This is a genomic window from Aeribacillus sp. FSL M8-0254 (genome assembly GCF_038008845.1).
GTDB classification, from domain to species: Bacteria; Bacillota; Bacilli; order Bacillales; family Aeribacillaceae; genus Aeribacillus; species Aeribacillus composti.
In genome coordinates, this window is the sequence record NZ_JBBOZY010000001.1 from 450,241 (window position 1) to 472,989 (window position 22,749).

Here is a 22,749-nt window from a genome sequence, read left to right on the forward strand (position 1 = left end):
ATTTTGATAAATAATTGCAATTTATATACACAAAAAGATGCTATCTATGTGTTATGACGAAGGAGGAAAAAAGGTGCGGCAGGAAATTGTACTTCCTAAATTGGATTCATCAATGGAAGAGGCTCGTATAGTTTCATGGGAGGTCAAAATTGGTGATACCATTAAAATAGATGACCCAATTTTAATTGTTGTAGAAACTGAAAAATCCAGTCTTGAGGTTGAATCAGAAGTAGAGGGAACGTTAGAAGAAATTGTTGTGGATGAAGGTGAAACTGTACCAGTAGGAACTGTTCTTGCATATGTATCGAGTGGTAAACATTCCACCGAACAAAAAGGCAGCTCCGATCATAATCCTGTAAAAGAAGAGAACATCTCACCAGGAAAGACTGAAAGAATCCGAGTTTCTCCAGCAGCTAGAAGACTTGCAAAGCAGCGCGGAGTAGATCTAACCAAAATTAAAGGCTCGGGACCAAGGGGAAGAGTGATTCTGAAAGATGTGGCGGAAGCAGCTGCAAATGTAGTGAATCAAAGTGTTAAAACAGAAAATAAAGTCATAGCATCGATACATGCTAAAGGGAAAAGGGTTAACCTTACAAGTATGAGAAAAACGATTGCGCAGCGAATGACCGCAAGCTTTATGAATGTTCCTCAATTCCAAATCAAGAAAAGAGTCGATGTATCATCCATTGTGCAATTGCGGCAGGCAGTAGTTTCAAGCATTGAACATTCGGCAGGCGTTCGTTTATCATTTAATGATTTTCTCATACAGGCGGTGGCTTTAACATTGAAGAAATTCCCGAGGGTAAATGCCTCATTCATAGATTCTGAAGGAGATCCTTATATTTTGGAGCATGAAGATATTAATATTGGTCTAGCGGTTGCTATTGATGACGGTTTAGTTGTTCCCGTCATCCATCAGGCAGATCAATTGTCCTTAATCGAGATTGCAGAAAAAAGAACAGAATTGGTTGAAAAAGCGAGAAAAGGCTTATTGAAGCCTGAAGAAATGCGTGGAGGAACTTTCACAATCTCCAATCTTGGCTCAGTTGGAGTTGACGAGTTTGTGGCAATCGTAAATCCTCCTGAAACCGGCATCTTAGCAGTTGGAAATATAATAGAACAGCCTGTTTTAACGAATCGTCATGAAACTTTGATAAAGCCGATGATCACATTAAATGCTTCATTTGATCATCGTACAATTGATGGCGCCTACGGTGGAAGATTTCTCGCTCAATTATGTGATCAACTGCAATCAGATCAATGGAATATCTTTTCAACAGTAAAATAATGAAATCATTAGGAAGTTGCCATGATGAGCATTCGAACATTAAAACAATTTTTCTGAGAAGGACATTAAGCAAAGCTTTTAATCAAGCTATCTTTGACTCTGATCTGAGGAGTAGGAGCTGGTGCACACCGAAAATATTGTCTGAAGATTTAGAATGACTAGACATAATTTTCAACTTGATAGAAACATATAATAGGATTTCCGGCCATCTCCTTTTTATAAACCAAGGTCAGCAGGTTTTATAAGCAGTACCGGAGGCAGTACCAGAGTATCACTCGTTTTTGAAAATAAGCTTGCTTGAAAAATTGAAACAAATGACGGAGTTTTAGATGGAGTCTTCTCCATCCTCCGCCATTTATATTTTTAGGCGGTAACTAAAAAACAAGTGAGAACTGATTCATCAACGCCTGCATCAAAAAGTTTCAAAAATTCGGAACAACTTGAAATTTTCATGAGAAGCTTTTTCTCCAAAATAATGTTAGCATGATAGGAGAGTGTAAAAATGGGCAATATGAACAAAATAACCGATACCCTTCAGCGTCCTCTCCGTGATTTGCGCATTTCAGTTACTGATCGGTGTAATTTTCGCTGCCGCTATTGTATGCCAGCGGAGATTTTTGGTCCTTATTTTCAATTTCTCAAAAATGATCAGTTGCTCAGTTTTGAGGAAATAACTCGACTGGCTCGCATTTTTGCCTCACTTGGCGTCGAGAAAATTCGCCTATCAGGGGGAGAGCCGTTGCTGCGCAAAGAGCTGCCGAAGTTAATTGAAATGCTCGGTTCTATAGAGGGTATTTCTGACATTGCTTTGACTACGAACGGTTCTCTTCTTGCCAAACATGCGAAAGCGTTAAAGGACGCTGGTCTTCACCGTGTCAACGTTAGTTTGGACAGCTTAGATGATAAAGTTTTTCGCCAAATGAACGGCGGCCGCTGTGACGTCAAAACAGTTCTTGAAGGGATTGAAGCAGCCGCAAAGGCAGGTATGAAGGTGAAAGTGAATATGGTTGTACAAAAGGGGATCAATGATCAGGACATTGTGCCCATGGCGCGTCACTTCCGCGGGACCGGACATGTTTTACGCTTTATTGAATTTATGGATGTAGGAAATAGCAACGGCTGGAATCTTACACAAGTGGTATCTAAGCAAGAAATTTTCGAACGTGTGAACGCTGAAATGCCGTTAGAACCAATCCCGTCCAATTATTTTGGAGAAGTAGCCTCTCGTTATCGCTATCGCGGCACAAATGAGGAAATAGGCATTATTTCTTCCGTAACGGACTCTTTTTGTTCCACGTGCACAAGAGCTCGACTCTCAGCGGACGGCAATCTTTACACCTGTCTATTTGCCTCGCAAGGGACAGATTTGCGGGCGCAGCTCCGCAGCGGGGCAAAGGATGAAGAAATTAGGAATCTCATTCAGGATGTTTGGAGCCGTCGAGCTGATCGTTACTCTGAAGAAAGATTTAACAATACAACGATGCCGAACAAAAAGAAGATAGAGATGTACTATATTGGAGGATAAAACAGAGCGGGGGGGAGAAAAGAACATATATTTCAGCTAATCGCTATGATAACAACGAAATTGTCGGTCGACTAAAGGGACAAAAGAACGTATTTTTCAACTAATGAAAGGCGCAGGATCATTTCAAAATATACAGGTGGTGATTGCATGTTATATATCCCGAATTCTTCCCCTATCCCATTTGAAGAAGCACAACGTCTTATTCTCTCTGTGATACGTCCCCTTCCGGTTATTACCATACCTCTGTCTAAAGCTCTTGGGTACTATCTAGCGGAAACGGTAAGGGCTGATCACGATGTCCCTATGTTTGACCGTTCCACTGTAGACGGTTACGCTCTGCGTGCGGAGGATGTGATCAATGCCAGCGCTTCTGACCCGGTAAAGCTGAAGGTTTTGGAAGAGATTCCCGCTGGATATTTACCTCAACAAAAAATTACCCAAGGTACGGCCAGCCGCATTATGACGGGAGCACCTATCCCCGAAGGTGCAAACGCAGTCGTTATGGTAGAGAAAACTGAGAATGCAATGGAAGATAGCGAAAGCGTTTTGGTTTATCAATCGGTTAAAATTGGCGACGCTATTGCCAAAAAGGGACAAGATGTTGAAGAAGGGAAGGACGTCCTCACACAAGGGACGCTTTTAGGACCAATTGAACTGGGTCTGCTCGCTACATTCGGGATTGCATCTGTTGCGGTTTATGCGAAGCCTAAGGTTGGTATTCTTTCAACGGGAAGTGAATTATTAAACGTAGATGAGCCGATCGTCCCTGGAAAGCTTCGTGACAGTAACGGCGTAATGCTGGCCGGTCAAGTGAGTCAAGCAGGAGGTGAACCGGTTTATTTCGGGATTGCCCCGGACAAAGTAGAAGAGCTAGAAAAAAAGATGCTAGAGATTCTACAGCAGGTGGACATTTTAGTAACAAGCGGAGGCGTGTCCATGGGCGAATATGACTTCCTTGGAAAGGTATTTGAAAAAATTAATGCGAAAGTGATATTCTGGAAAACATTAGCTCGCCCTGGAATGCCAGTTTTGTGCGGAGTATGGCAGGATAAGCCGATTTTTGCTTTGGCAGGAAATCCAGCTTCGTCTTACGTCAATGCACATCTTTATGTGCTGCCTGCTATACGCTATATGAGCGGTTCTAAGGATCCGCTGCCGAAACGGGTAACGGTTGTATGTGACGAGGCAATTGAAGGGAAGCAAATGCTTCACACCCGGTTTTTACGAGGATTAACGTACGTTTCCCCAACCGGTGAACTAAGAGTGAAAATATCAAAGAAACAAGCTTCTAATGTTCTGTCCAGCTTTCTGGAAAGCAATTGTCTCGTTAAAGTGCCTGGGGGAAAAGGATTTAATGCAGGTGAGAAAGCGGAAGTGTATTTGCTGGGTGCGGTTGAGGAATTGAGACAGTGACAATGAGTCTGGGGGAGAGATGGTTTGAAAAAGGTTGGAGCAATTATTTTAGCAGCCGGAATGTCAAAACGGATGGGAAAACCAAAGCTGTTATTATCTCTAGGTGGGAAGCCATTATTTCGCTACTCTGTGAACACCGCTGCCGCAGCTGGCTTAAAACCAATTGTATTGGTCGGCGGCAAACATATCGAAGAGCTGCGCAAACACACATCTGATTTAACAGAAATAGAAATCATTGAGAATCGGGATTATGAATCCGGCATGGCTTCCTCTCTTAAAGCAGGGATTCAGGCTTTAAAGGGACGAACGGATGCAGTCTTCGTATTTTTGGCAGACCAGCCCTTTGTACCTCCAATAGTTATAACTAAATTACTAGAATCTTATGATCAATATCGAAAAGAAGGTGTCCGCATTTTCCGCCCTAAGTATAATAATGTGCTTGGACACCCTGTATTGTTTGATGCTGAATTATTTGATGAATTTGAGCAAATTCAAGGTGATGAGGGAGGAAAATCAATTGTCCAAAAACATTATTCCAGCTTAATGGCTGTACCGTTTGAAAATTCAGAATGGGGATTTGATATTGACACCACAGAGGATCTGCTCAAACTAAAAAGGATTGCGCAAAAATATATTTAACAAAAATAGGGATAACAATAGATTCATTGTTGTCCCTTTTTAAATTTGTGTAACGGTCGTTGTACTTGAAGAAGTGCGTGGTTTTATTCAATCAAAAATTTCCCGGTTCAACAAGATTGACCGAGACTTTAGAAAATTTATTGCAGGAGTCCCATATTGAAATCGATAAACAAACAGCTCTGATGGGGTCTATATATAATTCGTATCTTAATAAGGCTCTTTATGATTGTAGAGAAAATTGTATCTTAGTTATCCGGTATTAGAAATTGCAAGCAAATCCTTCCTTGATCATCATTCATTAGGACACTTGTGCGAGTGGTCCTCATCTCTTTGCACCACTGTGTACGAATGCGGTTCTTCCATTTCGTTTTAATTTCTCCCGTTCATTCAGATAGTTTATGCTTGACAGTTTCTCAAAAATGGTATTAAATTTGCATTAAGGAAAAATATATGCAATAACAACAAAATTTAAACTCAATAAAATAAATATGTGTGAAGGAATTTTTTTAACATAAAGTTTGCCCTTAGGCAATATTTATAACTATGGTAAAAAAGTAGGTGAAGGAATGGGAAAATTTCCTATTTGTGCAACATGAAGCCGACAACTTTCTGTAAAGTATTAAGCCAAACGGTAAGCTGAATGGCGAAGCTGAAACAAATCAACTAGCGAAATGAAATTCATGTCTGTAAGTGTTTTGGCATTTATTCATTGATTGCGTTTTTTCAGTTTTGTTTCTTCTCAGGAATAAAAACAAATTGAGGTTACATATAGGAGTTTTCTATAAAAAACGGACAATGTTTGATTCCTGAATTCACAATTTGCCAGAATGGTTGTCGATATTTAATAGAAATCGTTCGCCAATGAACTAGAGAGATGGGCTGACTTAAAAATCAAATCAATTCATAAAAATAAAAGGAGAGTGCGAAAAAATGAAAAATTTTATGAAAAAAATGGGGTGCTTATTCTTAATTAGTGCCTTGCTGGTGTTAAGCGCATGTAGTTCTGGACAAGAAGCATCCAAACGATCAAAAGATGGAAAAATTAATGTCGTCACAACGATTGCACAAATTGGCGAGCCGTTGTCTGTAATCGGCGGCGATCGTTTAAATGTCAAAAGTTTAATGGGGCCGTCTGTAGACCCTCATTTGTATAAGGCGACTCAAAGTGATATGGAAACTCTTGAAGAAGCAGATATCATTTTTTACAACGGATTGCATTTGGAAGCGAACATGGTTGAAATATTTGAAAAGATCTCTGAATCAAAACCTGTTCTTGCAGTAGGTGAAACCATTCCTGAAGAATCTCTTTTAAAGGATGAAAAAGGGGTAGTTGATCCTCATATTTGGTTTGATCTGGACCTTTGGCAGCAGGCATTGGATGCTGCGGTTGAACAATTAAAAGAATTCTCTCCGGAAGACGCAGATTATTTTGAAGAAAATAAAAAGAAATATTTTGCTAGATTAGCTGATTTGAAAAAAGAAGCCGAAAAGCTTGCGGACATTCCAGAAAGTCAAAGAGTTCTTGTCACAGCGCATGATGCTTTCGGATATTTCGGACGAATGCACGGCATTAAAGTAGTTGGTCTTCAAGGACTTAGCACTGAATCCGAAATCGGTGTTACAGATATTCAAGATACGATTGACATTATTAAAAAGTACAAAGTTCCTGCCGTATTTATCGAATCAAGTATTAATGAAAAATCGATCAAGGCTGTCATAGAAGGAGCGAAAAGTGAAGGAATTAACGTTACATTAGGCGGGGAGCTTTACTCTGATGCAATGGGTGAGAAAGGAACAGAAGAAGGGACTTATATAGGAATGTATCGCCATAATATCAATACGATTTATGAAGCATTAAGCGAAGGAGGAAAATAGCATGGCTGAAGCAGTGCTTCAAGTAGAGAATCTGTCCGCTTCCTATCGAAAAAATACAGTGCTCTTCGATGTGAATTTTGTAGTGCAGGCTGGTTCGTTAGTGGGAATCGTCGGTCCGAACGGTGCTGGGAAGTCGACGCTTTTAAAAACAATATTAAATCTTCACCCTTCCTTAACGGGATCAGTGAAATTTTTCGGATTGCCATTCAACAAGGTCCAAAAAAGGATCGGTTATGTACCACAGCGAGGTTCGGTTGATTGGGACTTTCCAACAAACGCATTGGATGTTGTCACTATGGGACTATATGGGCAAATCGGATGGCTGAAGCGGCCATCCCGATTGCATAAACAAAAAGCATTCGAGGCCCTGGAAAAATTAGGGATGGCTGATTGCGCTGACCGTCAGATAAGCCAGCTTTCTGGCGGTCAACAGCAGCGTGTGTTTTTAGCACGCGCATTAGTGCAAAATGCCGACTTGTATTTTATGGACGAACCGCTGGCTGGTGTTGATGCAGCAACAGAACGCGCTATTATGGCATTGCTGAAAGAATTAAAAGCTTTAGGAAAAACGGTCATGGTCGTGCACCATGATTTGCAAACAGTAGAAGATTATTTTGACCATGTTCTTTTATTAAATCGCACCGTCATTCAGTACGGAAAAACGAAGCAAATTTTTACTAGAGAAAATATTTCGCGAACTTATGGAGGAGACTTGCGCTGGTTGAGAGAGGAGAGTCTTCATGTTCACAATCCTATTGAATAGCAACACACAATGGGTGTTATTTAGCACGATGATTTTTGGGATTGCTGCTGGAACAATGGGCTGTTTAGCCTATTGGAAGCGGCAAAGCTTAATGAGCGATGCCTTAGCTCATGCAGCATTGCCCGGTGTTGTGATCGCCTTTCTTCTACTTGGAGAAAAAAACTTATTTGTCATGATCATTGGAGCATCCATCAGCGCTTTAATTGGAGCATCATTTATCGAATGGATACGTTCATCAACTAGAATTTCGGCAGATACGGCGATGGGAATGGTGCTGTCTATCTTTTTCGGCTTAGGAATCATGCTCCTGACAGTTGTGAATCGGACGTCAGGCGGAAATCAAAGCGGTTTGGACAGTTTTATTTTCGGTCAGGCCGCCTCGATGGTCAGATCAGATGTCACTACAATGTTAATCCTAGCTTTGGCGGTCATTTTGATTGTATTCATTGTATTTAAAGAATGGAAAATATATCTTTTCGATCCGGAATTTGCAAAAGGATTAGGACTGTCACTTAAATGGATGAACGGATTATATACAACGATTCTTGTCACAACGATTGTCATTGGGATTCAAGCTGTAGGAGTTATTTTAATTGCCGCCCTGCTGATTATCCCGTCTGTAAGTGCCCGCTATTGGACACAGTCTTTTCAACGGATGATTATCATATCAGCTCTGTTTGGGGGAGCGGCTGGCGCATTTGGAACATTCATCAGTGCATTGGGAAGAGGATGGCCTACAGGACCTTTTATCGTCATTGTGGCGTCCGCGCTGTTTTTCTTATCGCTTTTCTTTGGAAAAGAGAAAGGGATTCTGGTCAAGTATTTACAATTGAAAATGCAAAAAAGATTAGTGAATATTCATACCAGTAAGGCCTTAAGAACAAAAGGGGTAGAATAACCATGACTTATCATGCTATGTGGATTATCGTAACTGCTTCTTTAGTAGGGCTGTCCTGCGGCTTAGTTGGTGTATTTCTGATACTCAGGAAAATGGCGATGATGGCTGATGCAATTAGTCATACGGTTCTGTTAGGAATTGTCATCGCTTTTATTATTACGCGTGAATTAAGCGGAACTCATATGCTCATTGGTGCTATATTTGCAGGACTATTGACAGCTTTTTTAGTGCAGTGGCTTCATTCTTTAGACGTTCAGCAAGATGCAGCAATAGGAATTGTGTTTACGACGATGTTTGCTATTGGCGTTATTTTAATAGCGACTTCTGTAGGAAATGCACATTTAGATGTTCAACATGCTTTAATGGGGGAAATCACCTTTATACCTTGGAATAAAATTTCGCTTCCTCTAATTGGCGAGGTTCCGAAGGCTACAGCATTGCTGGCTATCGTTTTGCTTGTTGTTTTATTTGTTCTTGTCGCTTTTTATAAAGAATGGAAAATCACTTCATTTGATCCTGCGCTTGCTGCCAGCTTAGGGATTCCTGTTTTACTCATGCATTATGTATTCTTATGCTTAGTATCGATCACGACAGTTGCTTCTTTTGATGCGGTCGGCGCAATTATGGTCGTTGCGATGTTAATTACTCCAGCTGCCTCGGCTTATCTTTGGACAGATAGACTTTCTATTATGCTAGTATTAAGCGGATTATTTGGCGTAATATCTGCTGTAGCGGGCTATTATATAGCCGCTTGGATCGACACTTCTATTTCTGGCTCAATGGCATTTGCCACAGGATTAGTGTTTTTCATAAGCTTTTTGTTTTCTCCGAAACATGGATGGATTGCGAAATATTTGCGATTGCATAAAACTGTAAAAAAGACAGGGTGAAAATCGGCTATTAAATTGTCTTTCATAACGGTTGATCTCCTCCATACGCTTGTCTTATGGTGCTTTTATATAGTAAACTTTGTATGATGAAGATATTAATGGAGGATAACCAATGCCAACCCCGAGTATGGAAGACTATATTGAACAAATATATTTGCTAATTGAAAATAAAGGCTATGCGAGAGTGTCGGATATAGCAGAAGCGTTATCTGTACACCCTTCTTCCGTTACAAAAATGGTGCAGAAGCTCGACAAGGATGACTACTTAGTTTATGAAAAATATAGAGGGTTCGTTTTAACGCCGAAAGGAAAAAAAATCGGAAAACGCCTCGTCTACCGGCATGATCTGCTAGAGCAATTTTTGCGGATTATTGGCGTCAAAGAAGAAAACATTTATCGCGACGTGGAAGGAATTGAGCACCATTTGAGCTGGGATGCTATTGACCGAATAGGGAATCTGATTCAATTTTTTGAAAAAGATAAAAGTCGAATTATAGAATTGCAGCGTTTGCAAAATTTGAATGAAGAAAATGAAGAAAACGACTTCTAATCATAGAAGTCGCTTTTTTTGTGCATGTAAAAATTTCTGTAAAAATTGTAAAAATTTTGTTGATTGATTCGTTATTCCTATTTATAATTTTCTCAAGAGATATAAAAAAGAGGAAAAGAGGATTATGATGAAAAAATGGGGATTCATATTACTAGCTTTTATTTTGTGGATAGGAGTGATGCCAAAGCCGTCATCAGCTGCACAACAAGCATCATTTGAGAAAGAACTGAATCAATATTTAGAGGAAGTAAGTAAACAAAGAGGTTTCAAAGTTACAAGAGAACATATCGAATTTTCGTTAGCTCAATATGAAGAAAAGATCGAAAATTTTGATTCTGTTGAAGAACTTCGTGATTTTTTAGGAGAGGTTATTCAAAAAGATTTAAGCAATTTAACCGAAATATATGACGAATTTAATTTAAATGAAGCCAGTTTACGCCAGCTGCTTCAAGAACACGGTGAAGATCTAGATGAGTATGTGTTTGTAGAAAATTTGTATGATGCCGTCATGCTTTACATAGAGCGTGATCCAAATTTTGATAAAAATTTGCAAGACTATTTGGCGAAAATTAGTAGTATTAGAGGATTTCCTGTGACGATTGACCATATTAATAGATCTTTGAGTTTATATGAGAGAAAACTGGAAGACTTTAAAACCGTTAAAAGTTTAGAAAGATTTTTAGGAGAAGTTATTAAAAAGGATTTAAGCAATTTATCCTATATTTATGATGAATATGATTTAAATGAAAAGGAGTTGCGCCAGCTGCTTCAAGAACACGGAAAAAAATTGGAGGATTACGTTTTTCTAGATGATTTGGAAGAGGATGTTATAACATTTTTAAGTGAAGAATGGGATGCTGGTGTAGAAGACGAGCTCCTTTACGATTTATTAACGGTTTTTGAGCAGGAATACGGATTGACAAAAGAAGAAATCGAGCGGTTAAAGAACCATTTGCGATCAATTGAAGAGCATCTTATGAAAGAAGAGACAATTATAGCTTTGTTGGACTTGGCGGATCGGATGATGGCTTTTGAAGGGTTTGATGAAGCGACAGAGCTTACAAAGAGCCAAATCGAGGAGTTAATTTCGATTTTTAAAGATTTTCAACGTATTTTTAAAATTAAAGTTACATTTTCCCTTGTAAAAGATGGGTCTGAAAAGGAGCTTTCGCTGTTTGATCTATTTAACTTGAAAGAATTGATCAATGCAAAATTGAAAATCAACATATACAGTGAAAGTGGAGAATTTTTGGCTGATCTCCTCATTACCGGAGAAATCGTTGATTCAGATACGTTACATCGAACTGGGCAAACGATTCGTCACGGCGCTCAAGAAGCCAAAAGTGTGAAACAAGAGAAAAACGTTTCGCAAAAAATAGAAAAAAAGCTAAAAGCTGTAAAGGACAATGAGCATAAAACAGTAAAAGGTGCAAAATTGCCGAAAACAGATTCCGGCTATGGCATGCATGCTATTGTAGGATTGTTCATTGTTTTAGCGGGATTTTTAATTTTTAGGCAAGCAAGGAAGGTTTAATATGCTGGAAACTACAAAAAGAAGCAGCCGAAACAAGCGGTTGTTTCTTCTTTTCTTTGCATCAATGATTATATTAGCCGGCCTATGGTTTTCAGCCGCAAACAGCTATAAACTTTTCAAAGGAATGCTACTGCCTGAGACCCATTCTGAAACGAAACAGAAGGCGGAAGCTGCACAGCCGGCCCCAGAAAAAAATACGAAGGCAGAAAAGGTTTTATATCCGACACGACCTAAAATTGGGGAGCAAATAGGAGAGCTGTTTATTCCAAAACTAAATGCAGTACTTCCGATATACCATGGAACGAACGAAGAAGAGCTTGAAAAAGGGGTCGGTCATTTTGCAGGAAGCGTATTGCCAGGAGAGGCAGACAATTCGGTTCTTTCCGGTCATCGCGACACCGTGTTTCGTAGGCTGGGGGAAGTAGGAAAAGGAGACGAGTTAATCGTCACAACTTCAGCTGGAGAATTTACTTATAAAATCTATAAGGTTCGGATCGTTGATAAAGACGACCGGACCGTGATCGTTCCGAAACCGAGGGCTACGTTAACTGTCAGTACATGTTATCCGTTTCATTTTATCGGCTCCGCGCCGGAACGATACGTGCTCGTAGCATATCTTGTTTCCGAGAAGTTGAAAAAATAATCTGTTATCTTGACCTATCATAATGTTTCCAATTCCCGTCTTCCGGTGGGAAAACTATCATAAAAACGGCTTTAGCCCTGTGTTCTAAAGGGCTAAAGCCGTTTATAATCGACTGTCTGACAGGGGAAGGGTTCCCCCCTAAAATTTGTTATCATGTGCATTTTTCAAGACACTGCATTTTTTTGACAGAGTTACGAATGAGTCTTTTAATGTCCTTATTTTACGGACTTTCTACCATATCCTTGTTATTTTTATCGCTTTTTTCTTTTCTGTTTTTATTCATAAAAGAAAATATGGTGAGCAGTGCTAAGATGACAAGGCAAACAGTAGAACCGATCATATTTTTCTTATTAAAGATAAAAGAGAAAAAGATGACCAATAATGAAACGGTGGCTACTATCGTTGTGTATGGGAACCATTTTACTTGGAAATATGGTTTCTCCTTATACTGAGAACGAAGCTTTAGCTGAGCCAGACAAATGCTTGTCCATAATAAAATAATCGTAAAACCAGGTATCGTCATTAAATAGCTGATGACTCGGTCTGGAGTCATATAAGCTAAAAATACCCCAAATAAAATACAGATAGCCGTAACGGTAATACAGTTGATCGGTATTCCTTGTTTGGAAATCTTTAAAAATCTTTTTGGCGCTTCACCGCTTTGAGCCATGGAATATAATGTTCTGGAAGTTGCGTAAATCCCTGAGTTCGCCGCTGATAAAACAGCAGTAATAAGGACAAAATTCATAATATGAGCGGCTCCAGGAAGACCTGTGATGCTCAATACTTGGACAAATGGACTGTCTTCCCCTGTCACTTGATTCCACGGCATTAAACCACAAATAATAAGAATAGGAAGCATATAAAAGAGAATAACTCTCCACATCGTTCCTTTAATGACTTTTGGCAAAACCTTTTCTGCATCTTTTGTTTCTGTGACCGCAACACCGATTAACTCAGCCCCGCCGTATGAAAACATGACGACTAAAAAGGCGCTTAACATTCCTCCAATTCCATAAGGAAAGAACCCGCCGTGTGCCGTGTAGTTAGAAAAAGGATCATCAATATTGCTCGGAATAATTCCAAACAAAATGCCAAAGCCTAATAAAATGAAAGCGATTAATGCGAAAATTTTAATTCCTGCAAACCAAAACTCAATTTCACCATAGTACTTTACTTGAAACAAATTCATTCCAATGATTAAAACCATACAAAGGAGGCTTAAAAGCCATAACGGTACGGTTGGAAACCAATATTTCAGAAAGCTTCCTGCTGCTAAAATTTCAACAACGGTGACAACAATCCAATTGATCCAATAAAGCCATCCTACAATAAAGGATATATGGAAGCCAAAAGCTTTATAAACAAGATGCTGAACGTTTAAGTTCGGATAAACAATCGCCATCTCAGCCAGTGCCGTCATGACAATAAATAATAAAAGGCCTCCTAATAAGTAAGCTATTACAACACTTGGGCCGGCAATATTTAATGTATCTGAGCTCCCTTTAAAAATTCCTGTTCCAATCATGCCTGCTAGCGCAATAAACTGAACATGTCGAGGTAATAACCCTTTTTTTAATGTTTGATCTTTTTCCATGGTGTTCATGCCTTTCTGTCCATTATGAAAAATATACTAGAATAACTGGCAGCATACTTTTTTACTTAATCGCTTTTCAGGTTTTACGCTTTTCTGCGTTTAAGTAAAAAAATAAATATGTTTCTAGTATATAATATTCTTTCGATTCATCAAAGAATAATGAAAAAACTCATTGCTATAAAACTGTTACAATTTATGGTAAATAGCAATACTCTTGAACTTCGAAGATATTTACGGAGCAAAGATAAGGTCGATTCTTCCTCTATTTAGTAGGAACTTATTACGATCTGTTCGATAAAACACTTCCTAAATGAAGAGGAATGTTATGAAGGTTCGCAAATCTTTTTCAAAACAGGGATACTATTTTAAAAAAGTGTTTTATTTTAAGTAATTCGGCTGTATAAATTTGTTCTTTCTCGCCTTCGGTACTATTCTAAAAAGTGTTTTATTTTAAGAGTAGTTCAAATAAGTGTTATAATTTTTTTGTAAAAAAAATTGTCTGTTGCCGACAAATTCCACCACAAAAATCTTCTCGTCATCCGTATAATCTTAATCGTGTATTATTTATAGATTACCTTCTATACAGGTTAGGAGGAGACGGAAATGGGAGATCAATATCAGACGCGTATGGAGAAACGTCAAAAAAAGAAATCAGCTTCTAAAAAATCTCCGCTCATAAAAATCATGACAGCCTTTATTCTTGCGATTATCGTAATGATGACTGCGGGCGGTATCGTGGTATTGTCTTACATTATAAGCGCCCCTGCACTAGACCCGAAATTACTGAAAGATCCGTTATCCTCAACCGTTTATGATATGTATAATGAAAAAGTGCGAGATATTTCAGGAAGCGAACATCGGAAAATCATCAAAATCGAAAATATACCGAAAAATGTACAAAATGCGTTTATCGCAACAGAAGATGTGCGGTTTTTTGAGCATAATGGAATCGATTTTAAACGAATCGCAGGTGCAACCGTTGCGAATGTAAAAGAAGGATTCGGCGCTGAAGGCGGAAGTACGATTACCCAGCAGGTAGTCAAAAATTCATTCTTAACGCCTGAAAAAACGCTCAAGCGAAAAATACAAGAAGCTTACTTGGCTGTTCAGTTGGAACGACGCTACTCAAAAGAAGAAATTCTTGAAATGTATTTAAATAAAGTGTATTTCGGTCAAGGAGCATACGGGGTTGCGACAGCGGCAGAAACATATTTTAACAAATCCGTGAAAAAGCTGACGATTAGTGAAGCGGCGCTGTTGGCGGGGCTGCCGCAAAGACCGAGCGAATACGATCCGTTTAAAAATCCGGATTTAGCTGAAAAAAGAAGAAATATAGTATTGTCGTTAATGAGGAAGTATGGCTTTATTACCGAAAAAGAAGAGCAAGATGCGAAAGCGATCCCGGTTGAGAAATTATTAAAGAAGAAAAAAGAAGGGCCGAAATATCAAGCGTTTATCGATCAAGTCATCAAAGATATTGTTGATGCCGGAATATCGGAAAAGGATATCTATACGGGCGGTTTAAAAATTTATACAACCCTTGATCCGGATGCTCAAAAATTTACAGAAAAAGTGCTGACAACTGATCAATACATTTATTATCCAGACGATCAGTTCCGGGCAGGAGTCGTGCTACTTGATACACAGACTGGTGCCGTCAGGGCAATTGGCGGAAACCGCAACTCAGATCAAGGAATACAAAGAGGTTTTAACTACGCAACACAAACGAAAAGACAGCCAGGTTCGACGATTAAGCCGATCTTGGATTACGGCCCGGGAATCGAACATTTCAAATGGTCTACATATAAACAGTTCATTGACGAGCCGCTCACCATCCATGGCAAAGAAATCAAAAACTGGGACGGTCAATATCGCGGCAGTATATCGATGCGAAAAGCGTTACAATGGTCTTACAATATACCGGCTGTAAAAGCATTTTTGGAGGTAGGGGAAGACCGGGCAAAAGAATTTGCGGAAAAACTCGGAATCCCGCTCGATCAGATCTATCCTTCATATGCGATCGGAGGCTTTAATAAAGGTGTGTCCCCGCTTCAATTGGCTGGGGCGTATGCCGCTTTTGGAAATGAGGGCGTTTATCATAAGCCTTTTACGGTAAGGAAAGTCGTCTATCCAAACGGTAAAGAAATCGATCTTTCTTCCAAACCGGTGAAGGCGATGAGCGACTATACCGCCTACATGATGACCGATATGTTGAAAACCGTCGTGAAAGAAGGAACAGGGCGACTGGCGAACATCCCAGGACTTCCGCTAGCAGGAAAAACAGGAACAACCAACTTGCCGGAAAATATACGAGGAGATGGAACATCTGATGCCTGGTTTGTCGGCTACACGACTCGTTATGCGGCTGCGGTTTGGACGGGATACGACCAGACGACTCAGGAAACGTATGTGACAAACGAGAAGACGAAGATTTCAAGACTTATTTTTAAAGAAATCATGTCTCACGTTTCTGAAAAAATAGAAACACCTGATTTTGAAAAACCGGACAGCGTCGTCGAAAGAGTGGTTGGCGGCCGAACTGAATTATTTGTAAGGGGAACTCCAATCCCAGCAATTCCAAAACAAAAAGAAAAGGATAAAAAAGAGGATCAAAAACAGGATCAAGTAAAAGATAATGAACAGGAGCAAAAACAAGAAGAGGAAAATCAGGAGCCAAAAGAAGAGAACAATCAAAATGACATGGATAAAGAGCAGCAAGAAAATTCTGAGGACAACAAAGAGCAGCCTGAAGATAATAAAGAAATAGAGCAGCCAAATCAGCCTCCTGCCAATGAACAGCCGCAGCCACAACCGCCAGCTAACAACGGCAGCGACCAAGGAAACGGCCAAAAACCACCAGGAGGAAATAACGGAACTGACGGATCAAATAATAACGGAAACGGCGGCTCGAATAGCAACGGGAATGGCAGCGGATCAAGCAGTAATAATGGTCCAGGAAAAGGAGCCGGCACAACCAATCCGAACGGAAAATCACAATCTGAAAAGCAATCAACGGATAACGGCAGTCCATAAACAAAAGGGTTGAAAAAACATACTAACAATAGTAGTGCAGACCACGGCCATGGTTTGTGCTACTATTTTTTTTATAGATTCTACGTGAATTATTGAGGTGCCCTTGCAGCGCGCCTCGTATGAAAGTTAGATCGCAAGCTGCGTTTATAATCCTTTTCTTGAATTGTTTGATTATCAGAATGGGAAATGAGCCTTAAAAATTAGTAAATAACCTTTTACTGATATACTTCTAATTTAATAGTTTTATTCAAGAGATAACTGCATTATTCTAACAATTCATTATAAAGAACGATTTATTTGTAAAAAAAATAAAAATATTTTTAAAAAAGGGGTTTACAACATGATAGAGTTCAATTATATTTAAGTTGTGTTCGTTATAAAGAACACAGTCTTAATTATATTTCTTATGAGGAGGATTTAAAAAATGGGTATTAAACAAAAGTTGGGAATGGGTGTAGCAACTGCGGTTTTAGGTTTATCTTTAATCGGGGGAGGTACATATGCCTACTTTAATGATGTTGAAACCTCCAATAACACATTTGCAGCAGGTACATTAGATTTAACTCTTGATCCGCAAACAATTATTAATGTCAACAACTTAAAGCCTGGGGATTGGATGGAGCGTGAATTCACATTAAAGAACAGCGGAAGTTTGGGTATTTCTAAAGTTCTTCTTGAGACAGATTATACTGTAACGGATGCGAAAAATGACAATAACGGCGATGATTTCGGCAATCATATTAAGGTGCAAATTTTAAAGAATGTGAGCAATAAGGAAGTTATTGTTTATGAAAAAACGTTGGCACAGCTTAAAAATCTAAAGCCGGATTTAGTGCAGGATGAATGGCTCTGGTGGAATATTGGCGGTTTAGATCCAAATGAAACGGATAAGTTCAAAGTTAAATTCGTCTTTGTAGACAACAATCAAGATCAAAATCGTTTCCAAGGCGATTCTTTAAAACTAACTTGGAAATTTGACGCGAAGCAAGAAGCAGGTGAAGCAAGATAGCTATCAATATAGGGGAGAAGGCGGGGAACTGCCAACTTCCCTTGATTGCTAAAAGTTGAAACGGTGGTGAGAGAAATTCGGTACTCACGAGTAAAAAAATTTGGGCAAAAGAAAATGCATTTGATAATAATGTTCAAAATCGTCGCAATTTGTTACTTTCTTTTCATAACATTCAACTTTGCTAGTTCCTACACCGGGGCCAGTTTTAATAAAACAGTAGCCATAACCGGTTTTCTTGCTGCAACAATTCCTGAAGAGGACAAATCCATTCTGCTGCGCTTTGTGGACGATAAAGACAAGGTCATTCAATCGTGCGGGAAAGTTCGAATATCTTCTGTTGCTCAAAATGAAGGGGATGATTTAGCGGAAGCATTGCATTATGAAATATATTTCATTGCTCAAGGAGATCCAATGAATGGAGAAAAAATAAGTCAAGGAAAGATTCCAGCATTAAAAAGTAAGAGTCAATTCCAATTAGCATACAATGCCGAAAAACCTGGAAATTATAAATTTAACGTTTTAATGAATACAAATGATGATGTTTGGAGCAAAAACATTCAAGTAATTTGCAAAAAGAACGAACAACTTGATCAACCTGCGAATGACTCAGATCAAAACCTTAATGAAGATAAGGCAGCTCAACCATCCGAACATTCGAAACAAGAACAAAAACAACTTCCAGTGGAAGAACCTATACGGGAAAATAATGGGAAAGAAAACGAAGTAAAGAAAGAGCAATCCAACGAAACGTTAATGAAAGAAAATGAGAATCAAGAAAATCATTCAAAAGATGAAATGAAAGAAAATGGAGCGCAACAAATAGAACAGAATAAAACCGAAACAAAATCAAATGACATTCACCTGAAAGAGCAGCAATCAGCAAAACAAGAACAAGTTTCAAATGCTTTAGAGCAAAACGAACCACCTTTACAGTAAAGTGATTACAATTATTTCATTACGTTTTGTGTCTTGAGCAAAGCGAAAGGAATGGGTAAAAAAATGAAAAAAGTTGTTAAATGGATCAGCAACACGATATCGGTCATGCTGCTGGCTTCATTAATCATCATGTTATTCACAGTCATTTCGTCAAAAGCTTCAGGCGGGGAGCCTAAATTTTTCGGACATCAATTAAAAATTGTTCTTTCAGGATCAATGGAACCTAGTATACAGACTGGTTCCGTGATCGTTGTAAAACCTGAAAAAGAAACGGAAAAATACAAAGAAGGCGACATCATTACATTTCAAGCAGATGAAAACGTGTTTGTAACACATAGAATTATAAAGGTTGTCAAAAATGGCAATGAAGTTATGTACCAGACAAAAGGGGATAATAATGAGGAAGCAGATTCCGAACTTGTGTTAAGTAAAAATGTTGTTGCTAAATATACAGGCATTACCATCCCATATATTGGCTATTTTATGAATTTCGCCAATTCTAAACAAGGAAGCGTTATTCTTTTAATCATACCAGGCATTATTCTGTTCAGCTACTCATTAATCAGCATTTTTCGGGCACTTGCAGAAATTGATAAAAATTTGAAGCAATCAACTGCAAAAGAAGACTTCAACCATTCTCAAAATCAATAATGGAGGAAATACATGGTCAAATCAATTGGACGATGTTTCATATGTTTTTTATTTGTCTGGCTCATAATGCAAGTTCAAAATTTCAGCGCTGAAACACAAATAGGTATCGCTTTAAAAAATCTTCATTCAAACCATATGCTATTTCAAGCAGAAAACATGAAACCAGGCGATTGGGCTGAAAGAACGGTCATTATCGAGAATGTTGAAAATGCTGATATACAATATAATACTTTAATTGAAAATATAAAAGGATCAAAAAAATTATTTGATGCTTTAACTTTAGAGGTTAAAGATGGGCAAAAAAATCTTTTGTTTAAAGGATTGTTAAAAGATTTTAAAGGTTTTACACCGCGAAATATCCAAAGTTCCAAAGAAGACCAGTTGACATTTTTAATCACATTTCCTGAACAGTTAGGAAATGAATATCAAGGGTTAGAAACTTCTTTTAAAATTGTTTTTCAGGCAAATTCTTCTTTAGGCAGTATTCAAACGTATGGCAGCGGGAATAATGAAGGTTTACTTTTGCCAAATACTGCGACAAACTTTTATGCATTTATTCTTGTTGGGATAATGTTTTTCGCGATGGGAGCCATTTTTTTCTTTCAAAAACGAAATAAACATAAAGATCAGCTTCATGAGTTATGAAGCGCTTGGAGGAAGCGGTGTACAAAAAATATTGTCCTAATTGTCTGCGTTTTTCATATAGCAGCTGCTCTGAAAGAAAATGGTTGTGCCCATCATGTCGTTCTGATCTTACTTCCATGGAAGGAATATTCTGTCGCAATGTATTAAAATATTCTGCCGCCCTTGCGGAATATAAGCAAAAAAATCATAACCGAAGAGAGGTTCATTTTTCTAAACAAATATAAAAATTTTAGTTAACATTTAGATCTTTCTTTTCCTGTAATTTCCATTTTTTTGTAAATTCTAAAAACTGACGGAATTCTTCTTTCGATACTCCGGAATTCATTGCTTCCTGTACTAATAACATCCATTCAGGATCAAGAACATTCGTATTTTCTTCATTTTCCCCATTTATTAATGTATTAACAGGAACATCTAAAACGGATGATATTTTTTCCAAGAAATGGACAGAGGGATTTGATTGAAGATTCCGTTCGATAGAACTTAAATAAGATTTTGCCACCCCTGCTTGTTCAGCCAGTTCAGATAGCGTAAGACCTTTGTTTTTTCTAAGCTGCTTTATGCGATCACCAATCATCATGATCATTTCACCTTCCTTTAACGGTTCTATGTCAATTATTGGGTGTACTTGATGTGAAGAGCACCTCTTTTATATGTATGAAAGTTAGATAAGTGAGCATAATATCTTATTTCTGAGTCGATCAAAGTTGCGAATACCATAAGAAATTCGTTTCATCACTTTAATTTTATTGTCAATCCCTTCTAAATAACCGTTGGTGTAGGGATAAATAAATGAATGGATAATTTCTTTTTCCCAGCTTTTAAAGATTCGTTTCTCATTCAGTCCCGATTTATCAATAGCTTAATACAGCAGTTCTAAGTTTGACCTTGCATTTCGCTCATTATTTTGTGTCATCTATTTTTTAAAGACTTCTATCACTTGGTAAGCTTTCCTTAAATCGGGGGCAACTCTAAATAATATTGAGAGTTCCTGTTTACGTGTGATGAGCTTCTTTTTCGATTTATGGAAGAGAAACCGCAACTTTTTCATCGAGTTTCGATCTTTGTCTTGGTTCGAGTGCCCAAAAGTTTTGGCGCGCATAATGGAATTGGTCCACGATGATAATCGAATTTTGAAAGAGTTGTTGGGCCAAAATTTTATACGGCTGCCACATATCCATGACTACCATTTGAATACGATAAATCGGTAAAGAGCGAAAATAATCTTTTAACTTGGACCAACTTTCAGTCTTGAATGACATCCAATACCTTGTAGCCTTGAGGGTCACCAATGACACATTGATATGTTCCTTTTTCGGTTGTCCACTTGATCTCATCAAGGGCTAAAATTCGTGGTAATGAGTGGCTTTCATAAGTATCATAACGGTCAAAATATCGAATAACCGTTGAGTATCATCATCCAATATCTTTAGACACTTCCTTAAAATTGGCCGTTCTCCTTTTGATAAGAAGAGCTTGAAGGACAAATTTCGTATGACGCTGATAACGCCCTAAAAGGCATATAATTCAAAGAAACGTTTTCCGCAAGATGTACATTTATAACGACGCTTTTTCAGAATGAGGTACGCATACATTCCACGAAACTTGATATCTCGAATCTTCTGCAGACATAATCATGAATGGATCTTGCCTCTTCCAGCATTGAGGGCCATGTTGATAACAAGGTTTGGTTTCGAGAAAAATTCAAGGTGCGTATCTGTCTCCACAATCTTTGACGCCATTACATTTTCCAATCCAATCAGCTCTGGGATGCAAATAGTCTTGCATTTACGAAGTCTCCTTTTTAATGAGGTTTTGCCACTTTCATTATAAAAGAGAGCATTTCGTAAATGCTTTTTTATTTTTTAAGAAATTTCTTCTACCTCAACATTTGGTATAGAACCCTTTTAACCCAAATGTTTGTTTTTATTTAGAAACAACATAATCGCAATTAAAAAAAGTAAACGTAAAAGTCCAATTTTAAATCAAATTCATTTGCAAATGCATGAAAATACAAAATATTAATAAGGGAAAGCTCCATTCCGAAGAAATGACTAGAAAACATGTTTCCCCTATTCAGAATCATTTTACATCACTAAGTCGAACCATGTCTACTTATGCCGAATAAATCTTTGGCTATTCATACTTATTATATTCTCTTCTAAAAGCTGCTACCCCTTTTTTATTAATTCAAAATTAACGTTTTCTGCTCGTCAAGCTAAATGGGGGAAAATGGAGAAAAATTTCGTTGAAATTGCCGTATTGCTTTTTTATTAACTACCGGCAATTAATCGGCATAAATCCAGGTAAAGAGGCTGTAAACATTTAAGGGATTCGGAGATTTAAACTGCATGGAAAGCCGAAAAAAGCTACTTTTTCCGTTTTTGCTTCTCTTTAAATGTTTTGAAAACATCTCGTGTCTGCTTCATATATTTATAAATGCTGTAAGGCTTTTTTATGATCCGGATCGGAAGGGAAAGCAAAAATTTACTGAGGTCATTCCGGTATTCTTCTGTAATCTCAGCTGGTTTATGAACAATTTTTTCATACACCTCATGGTAAAATTCGTTTAATAAGTCAATCTTTATTTCAACTGTGTGATGGCAGTTTGCACATTCTATCCTTGAAATTTTATCGTTAATGTAAGTAATGATGTGATCTTGTTCCTCATTGCAATGAATACAAAATAACGTTGCTTCCATTTCTTTAATTTCCACGTTCTTCACCTCTTTTTATGAAGGATGAATTCTCCAAAATCCTTCTCTACACTAAGTATATTATTCAAAGCTGCATTCATTTCCTTCTATAAAAATGTTTCTAAATGCCAACAATTGATAAAACATCTTCAACGATTTAAATC

Annotated in this window: 22 protein-coding genes; 16 read left to right on the plus strand and 6 right to left on the minus strand. The window is 38.2% G+C overall.

What is annotated here, in order from left to right; genetic code table 11:
• The first annotated feature begins 73 nt into the window (after positions 1–73).
• The 11 genes from NSQ44_RS02275 (at position 74) to NSQ44_RS02325 (ending at position 12,018) form a co-directional block, all read left to right on the plus strand.
• Complete coding sequence (locus tag NSQ44_RS02275) at positions 74–1,288, plus strand: dihydrolipoamide acetyltransferase family protein (protein ID WP_340854692.1); 1,215 nt, start codon at positions 74–76, stop codon at positions 1,286–1,288.
• A gap of 502 nt (positions 1,289–1,790) precedes the next feature.
• Positions 1,791–2,813, plus strand: coding sequence for a GTP 3',8-cyclase MoaA (gene moaA, locus NSQ44_RS02280; RefSeq protein ID WP_066246949.1), 1,023 nt, complete (start codon positions 1,791–1,793; stop codon positions 2,811–2,813).
• A gap of 147 nt (positions 2,814–2,960) precedes the next feature.
• On the plus strand, positions 2,961–4,226 hold the full coding sequence (locus NSQ44_RS02285; RefSeq protein WP_066246947.1) for a molybdopterin molybdotransferase MoeA: 1,266 nt from the start codon (positions 2,961–2,963) through the stop codon (positions 4,224–4,226).
• Between the two features lie 24 nt (positions 4,227–4,250).
• Positions 4,251–4,865 (plus strand): nucleotidyltransferase family protein, encoded by a 615-nt coding sequence (locus NSQ44_RS02290; protein WP_340854693.1) that lies wholly within the window; start codon positions 4,251–4,253, stop codon positions 4,863–4,865.
• A gap of 930 nt (positions 4,866–5,795) precedes the next feature.
• Positions 5,796–6,740, plus strand: coding sequence for a metal ABC transporter solute-binding protein, Zn/Mn family (locus NSQ44_RS02295; protein WP_340854694.1), 945 nt, complete (start codon positions 5,796–5,798; stop codon positions 6,738–6,740).
• A 1-nt stretch (position 6,741) separates the two neighbouring features.
• Complete coding sequence (locus tag NSQ44_RS02300) at positions 6,742–7,503, plus strand: metal ABC transporter ATP-binding protein (RefSeq protein ID WP_340854695.1); 762 nt, start codon at positions 6,742–6,744, stop codon at positions 7,501–7,503.
• Complete coding sequence (locus NSQ44_RS02305) at positions 7,481–8,401, plus strand: metal ABC transporter permease (protein ID WP_340854696.1); 921 nt, start codon at positions 7,481–7,483, stop codon at positions 8,399–8,401. The genes NSQ44_RS02300 and NSQ44_RS02305 overlap by 23 nt, the downstream gene beginning before the upstream one ends.
• A gap of 2 nt (positions 8,402–8,403) precedes the next feature.
• On the plus strand, positions 8,404–9,291 hold the full coding sequence (locus NSQ44_RS02310; protein ID WP_340854698.1) for a metal ABC transporter permease: 888 nt from the start codon (positions 8,404–8,406) through the stop codon (positions 9,289–9,291).
• A 112-nt stretch (positions 9,292–9,403) separates the two neighbouring features.
• Positions 9,404–9,841, plus strand: a complete 438-nt coding sequence (mntR, locus tag NSQ44_RS02315; protein ID WP_340854699.1) for a transcriptional regulator MntR — start codon at positions 9,404–9,406, stop codon at positions 9,839–9,841.
• A gap of 124 nt (positions 9,842–9,965) precedes the next feature.
• On the plus strand, positions 9,966–11,375 hold the full coding sequence (locus NSQ44_RS02320; protein WP_340854701.1) for a processed acidic surface protein: 1,410 nt from the start codon (positions 9,966–9,968) through the stop codon (positions 11,373–11,375).
• Position 11,376: 1 nt separating this feature from the next.
• Entirely contained in the window at positions 11,377–12,018 is a 642-nt protein-coding gene (locus NSQ44_RS02325; protein ID WP_232515652.1) for a class D sortase, read from the plus strand.
• A gap of 220 nt (positions 12,019–12,238) precedes the next feature.
• On the opposite strand, the gene NSQ44_RS02330 is transcribed toward NSQ44_RS02325, so the two are convergent.
• A complete protein-coding gene (locus tag NSQ44_RS02330; RefSeq protein ID WP_066246937.1) occupies positions 12,239–13,615 on the minus strand; it encodes an amino acid permease in 1,377 nt (458 codons plus the stop codon).
• Between the two features lie 603 nt (positions 13,616–14,218).
• Between NSQ44_RS02330 and NSQ44_RS02335 the strand changes: the two genes are divergently transcribed.
• From NSQ44_RS02335 to NSQ44_RS02355, 5 genes are all read left to right on the plus strand, one after another.
• Positions 14,219–16,648, plus strand: a complete 2,430-nt coding sequence (locus tag NSQ44_RS02335) for a PBP1A family penicillin-binding protein (protein WP_340854703.1) — start codon at positions 14,219–14,221, stop codon at positions 16,646–16,648.
• Positions 16,649–17,072: 424 nt separating this feature from the next.
• On the plus strand, positions 17,073–17,657 hold the full coding sequence (locus tag NSQ44_RS02340; protein WP_340854706.1) for a CalY family protein: 585 nt from the start codon (positions 17,073–17,075) through the stop codon (positions 17,655–17,657).
• A 66-nt stretch (positions 17,658–17,723) separates the two neighbouring features.
• On the plus strand, positions 17,724–18,593 hold the full coding sequence (gene tapA / locus NSQ44_RS02345) for an amyloid fiber anchoring/assembly protein TapA (RefSeq protein ID WP_144597196.1): 870 nt from the start codon (positions 17,724–17,726) through the stop codon (positions 18,591–18,593).
• Positions 18,594–18,656: 63 nt separating this feature from the next.
• Positions 18,657–19,244 (plus strand): signal peptidase I SipW, encoded by a 588-nt coding sequence (sipW, locus tag NSQ44_RS02350; protein ID WP_094245061.1) that lies wholly within the window; start codon positions 18,657–18,659, stop codon positions 19,242–19,244.
• Positions 19,245–19,256: 12 nt separating this feature from the next.
• On the plus strand, positions 19,257–19,889 hold the full coding sequence (locus NSQ44_RS02355; RefSeq protein ID WP_144597198.1) for an LPXTG cell wall anchor domain-containing protein: 633 nt from the start codon (positions 19,257–19,259) through the stop codon (positions 19,887–19,889).
• A gap of 229 nt (positions 19,890–20,118) precedes the next feature.
• On the opposite strand, the gene NSQ44_RS02360 is transcribed toward NSQ44_RS02355, so the two are convergent.
• The 5 genes from NSQ44_RS02360 to NSQ44_RS02370 form a co-directional block, all read right to left on the minus strand.
• Complete coding sequence (locus NSQ44_RS02360) at positions 20,119–20,466, minus strand: helix-turn-helix domain-containing protein (protein WP_094246424.1); 348 nt, start codon at positions 20,464–20,466, stop codon at positions 20,119–20,121.
• A gap of 87 nt (positions 20,467–20,553) precedes the next feature.
• On the minus strand, positions 20,554–20,748 hold the full coding sequence (locus NSQ44_RS02365) for a transposase (RefSeq protein WP_094246425.1): 195 nt from the start codon (positions 20,746–20,748) through the stop codon (positions 20,554–20,556).
• A gap of 163 nt (positions 20,749–20,911) precedes the next feature.
• Positions 20,912–21,226: a transposase gene (locus NSQ44_RS18930; protein WP_144597200.1), complete on the minus strand. Its 315-nt coding sequence runs from the start codon at positions 21,224–21,226 to the stop codon at positions 20,912–20,914.
• Positions 21,227–21,400: 174 nt separating this feature from the next.
• Complete coding sequence (locus tag NSQ44_RS18935; protein WP_144597273.1) at positions 21,401–21,517, minus strand: transposase family protein; 117 nt, start codon at positions 21,515–21,517, stop codon at positions 21,401–21,403.
• Between the two features lie 741 nt (positions 21,518–22,258).
• Positions 22,259–22,606, minus strand: a complete 348-nt coding sequence (locus NSQ44_RS02370) for a hypothetical protein (protein WP_063386339.1) — start codon at positions 22,604–22,606, stop codon at positions 22,259–22,261.
• Positions 22,607–22,749: the final 143 nt, after the last annotated feature.

Bases quoted from the DNA above. Each gene is read 5' to 3' on its own strand.
- NSQ44_RS02325 (WP_232515652.1), top strand. From the start codon at position 11,377: ATGCTGGAAACTACAAAAAGAAGCAGCCGAAACAAGCGGTTGTTTCTT.
- NSQ44_RS02360 (WP_094246424.1), bottom strand. From the start codon at position 20,466: ATGATTGGTGATCGCATAAAGCAGCTTAGAAAAAACAAAGGTCTTACG.
- NSQ44_RS18930 (WP_144597200.1), bottom strand. From the start codon at position 21,226: ATGAGATCAAGTGGACAACCGAAAAAGGAACATATCAATGTGTCATTG.
- moaA (WP_066246949.1), top strand. From the start codon at position 1,791: ATGGGCAATATGAACAAAATAACCGATACCCTTCAGCGTCCTCTCCGT.
- NSQ44_RS02340 (WP_340854706.1), top strand. From the start codon at position 17,073: ATGGGTATTAAACAAAAGTTGGGAATGGGTGTAGCAACTGCGGTTTTA.
- NSQ44_RS02310 (WP_340854698.1), top strand. From the start codon at position 8,404: ATGACTTATCATGCTATGTGGATTATCGTAACTGCTTCTTTAGTAGGG.
- sipW (WP_094245061.1), top strand. From the start codon at position 18,657: ATGAAAAAAGTTGTTAAATGGATCAGCAACACGATATCGGTCATGCTG.
- NSQ44_RS02285 (WP_066246947.1), top strand. From the start codon at position 2,961: ATGTTATATATCCCGAATTCTTCCCCTATCCCATTTGAAGAAGCACAA.
- NSQ44_RS02295 (WP_340854694.1), top strand. From the start codon at position 5,796: ATGAAAAATTTTATGAAAAAAATGGGGTGCTTATTCTTAATTAGTGCC.
- NSQ44_RS02335 (WP_340854703.1), top strand. From the start codon at position 14,219: ATGGGAGATCAATATCAGACGCGTATGGAGAAACGTCAAAAAAAGAAA.
- NSQ44_RS02320 (WP_340854701.1), top strand. From the start codon at position 9,966: ATGATGAAAAAATGGGGATTCATATTACTAGCTTTTATTTTGTGGATA.
- NSQ44_RS02300 (WP_340854695.1), top strand. From the start codon at position 6,742: ATGGCTGAAGCAGTGCTTCAAGTAGAGAATCTGTCCGCTTCCTATCGA.
- mntR (WP_340854699.1), top strand. From the start codon at position 9,404: ATGCCAACCCCGAGTATGGAAGACTATATTGAACAAATATATTTGCTA.
- NSQ44_RS02355 (WP_144597198.1), top strand. From the start codon at position 19,257: ATGGTCAAATCAATTGGACGATGTTTCATATGTTTTTTATTTGTCTGG.
- NSQ44_RS02305 (WP_340854696.1), top strand. From the start codon at position 7,481: ATGTTCACAATCCTATTGAATAGCAACACACAATGGGTGTTATTTAGC.
- NSQ44_RS02330 (WP_066246937.1), bottom strand. From the start codon at position 13,615: ATGGAAAAAGATCAAACATTAAAAAAAGGGTTATTACCTCGACATGTT.